Origin of the sequence: Mycobacterium sp. (assembly GCF_035653355.1) — a bacterium.
Lineage (GTDB): Bacteria > Actinomycetota > Actinomycetes > Mycobacteriales > Mycobacteriaceae > Mycobacterium.
The window spans coordinates 1-2,725 of sequence record NZ_DASRBZ010000248.1 but is presented as its reverse complement, the minus strand read 5'-3'; the positions used below and the strand labels follow the sequence as shown (position 1 = coordinate 2,725).

General features: G+C 64.6%; 2 protein-coding genes and 2 pseudogenes. 3 read left to right on the top strand and 1 reads right to left on the bottom strand.

Annotation, left to right across the window (positions count from 1 at the left end; genetic code table 11):
- A pseudogene (locus VFA16_RS08495) lies at window positions 1-337 on the top strand (C4-dicarboxylate ABC transporter); the annotation flags it as partial.
- 42 nt (window positions 338-379) lie between these two features.
- On the opposite strand, the gene VFA16_RS08490 reads toward VFA16_RS08495, so the two are convergent.
- Window positions 380-994, bottom strand: coding sequence for a hypothetical protein (locus tag VFA16_RS08490; protein ID WP_324967387.1), 615 nt, complete (start codon window positions 992-994; stop codon window positions 380-382).
- 54 nt (window positions 995-1,048) lie between these two features.
- Between VFA16_RS08490 and VFA16_RS08485 the strand changes: the two genes are divergently transcribed.
- Together VFA16_RS08485 and VFA16_RS08480 are read left to right on the top strand one after the other, a co-directional pair.
- On the top strand, window positions 1,049-1,942 hold the full coding sequence (locus VFA16_RS08485; RefSeq protein WP_324967386.1) for a phosphoribosylaminoimidazolesuccinocarboxamide synthase: 894 nt from the start codon (window positions 1,049-1,051) through the stop codon (window positions 1,940-1,942).
- A gap of 47 nt (window positions 1,943-1,989) precedes the next feature.
- A pseudogene (locus VFA16_RS08480) lies at window positions 1,990-2,725 on the top strand (oligopeptidase B); the annotation flags it as partial.

Genomic DNA, 2,725 nt, shown 5'->3' with positions numbered 1-2,725 from the left:
CTACATCCACCTGCTGGCGCCCAACTGGCTGGCTAGCAGTGCGCGGGCGATCACCCAGGTGACCTGGCTGGTGGCCACCCTGTGGATACCGCCGCTGATCTACTTCGGGCTGCGCACCATCAGCCGGCGGCCGGCGGTACTGCAATTCGCCGGTGTGTGGTGGGCGATGGTCTTCCCGCTAGGCATGTATTCGGCGGCAACCTATGCCATGGCGGTCGAGCTCAATGTGCAAGCATTGCAGACCGTTTCGCTGGTGTTCTTCTGGAACGCGCTGGCGGTCTGGCTGATCGTCGTGGTCGCCGGGCTGCTGCAGCTGCCCCGCATGCTGGTGGCCTGACAGCGTACGTGCCGCGCTGGAGTGAGCGGGCTGGGTGTGGATCTAGCGCGCCCGAACTCCTGCTGACCGCAGCTCGAGAGCTGCCAGGCCATGGATCGTCACAGGATCTTCGCGCCGCCACGCGCCGACCGGATCGGCGTTCACCGCGGTCAACCTGCGCAGCGGCCGGTTCGCCAACGCCCTCAGCGCCAGCAGTTGTTCGCCGGCCGGGGTGGCGGCCAGGGCGGTAACCGTCAGTTTGCGTCGGAAAAACCTGAGCCGCAGGAAAAGCCACGGCATCATCACTGCCAGGATCGGTGGGGCGGCCACCGCGAGCGCAAGTAGCACACTCAACCACGTGGCGGTGGTGTGCAGATTGTGGCCGGCGCTGGCGATGTCGAGAGCGGCCTCGCTGGCCCCGGTCAGCGGCTTGCTGACCGCGCCTCCCACCAGCGGGATATGTTCCGCGCTGTGGGCGGCCGACTGCAGGTTGTTGGCGACCCCATGCGCGCCGTGATCGACATCCCGGCCGACGCCCGCGATGGTCGCGACAGCGCTGTGCACTGCCATGCCGACCAGCACCCACGCGGACGTCCACAGGACGACGAGAATGTCGCTGAACAGTTGGGCCAGCAACCGGCCGGGTCTGGTGGCGTAGGGCAGGTAGCGCGATCTCATAGCGTTGATCTCAGCACAGTGTTGGTCCCTGAGGCCGCCGGATAGGCTGACGCGATGCGCCCTGCTCTGTCCGACTACCGGCACCTGGCCAGCGGCAAGGTCCGCGAGCTATACCGCATCGACGACGAGCACCTGTTGTTCGTGGCAACCGACCGGATCTCGGCGTTTGACTATGTCTTGGACAGCACGATCCCGGACAAAGGCCGCATTCTGACCGCGATGAGCGTGTTCTTCTTCAATCTTGTCGAGGCGCCCAATCACCTGGCCGGGCCACCGGACGACTCGCGGATCCCCGACGAAGTGCTGGGGCGCGCGCTGGTGGTGCGGGAGCTGGAGATGCTGCCGGTGGAGTGTGTGGCGCGCGGATACCTGACCGGCTCGGGGCTCATTGATTACCAAAAGACCGGCAAACTCTGCGGCATCCCATTGCCGCCGGGTTTGGTGGAAGCCAGCAGGTTTTCCACGCCGTTGTTCACTCCCGCCACCAAGGCCGAACTAGGACAACACGATGAGAACATTCCGTTCGTGCGGGTGATCGAGATGGTGGGAGCGGTGCGCGCCAACCAGTTGCGCGATCGTACGCTGCAAACGTATGTGCAGGCCGCCGACCACGCTCTAACGAAGGGGATCATCATCGCAGACACCAAGTTTGAGTTCGGCCTCGATGCCCACAGCAACCTCGTGCTGGCCGACGAGGTTTTCACACCGGATTCCTCGCGGTACTGGCTGGCCGAAAACTACCGTGAGGGGGTAGTTCAGCACAGCTTCGACAAGCAGTTTGTCCGCAATTGGCTCACCAGCCCGGAGTCAGGCTGGGACCGCAGCGGGTCGCAGCCGCCGCCGCCGCTGCCCGATGACGTCATCGAGGCCACCCGTGCACGCTACATCGAAGCCTACGAACGGATTTCGGGGCTGCGCTTCGACGACTGGATCGGCCCCGGCGCATGACGCGCCGGCGACGGTGCAGAGCGCAGCGATGAGGAGGAGCGGCACATATGACTGAAACGCCAGTATCGCCCGTGGCCAAACGGGTGGAGAGCCGCCGCGTGTACCACGACGACATCTTCGTCGATCCGTATGAATGGCTGCGGGAGAAAACGAACCCGGACGTCGTCGCGCACCTCGAAGCGGAAAACGACTACGCCGATGCGATGACGGCGCACCTGGAGCCGTTGCGGCAACAGATCTTCGACGAGATCAAGGCGCGCACCAAAGAAACAGATCTGTCGGTACCGACCCGCCGCGGCGACTGGTGGTATTACGCCCGCAGCTTCGAAGGCAAACAGTACGGTGTGCACTGTCGTTGCCCGGTACGGGATGCGGGTGACTGGAATCCGCCCGTCTTCGATGAGCACACCGAGATCCCCGGCGAGCAGGTATTGCTCGACGAGAATGTCGAAGCTGAGGGCCACGATTTTTTCGCACTGGGCGCGGCGAGTGTGAGCCCTGATGGCAACGTGCTCGCGTACTCCGTCGACTACCTCGGCGATGAGCGATACACCCTTCGGTTCAAAGACTTACGCACCGGACAGCGGTACTCCGACGAGATCACCGGTATCGGCGCGGGCGTGACCTGGGCGACCGACAACCGCACGGTGTATTACGTAACGGTCGACGCGGCGTGGCGGCCGGACACGGTGTGGCGGCATCGGCTCGGCTCCGGTTTGCCGAGCGAGAAGGTGTACCACGAAGCCGACGAACGGTTCTGGCTGGCGGTGGGGCGCACCCGCA

Bases quoted from the DNA above. Each gene is read 5' to 3' on its own strand.
- VFA16_RS08490 (WP_324967387.1), bottom strand. From the start codon at position 994: ATGAGATCGCGCTACCTGCCCTACGCCACCAGACCCGGCCGGTTGCTG.
- VFA16_RS08485 (WP_324967386.1), top strand. From the start codon at position 1,049: ATGCGCCCTGCTCTGTCCGACTACCGGCACCTGGCCAGCGGCAAGGTC.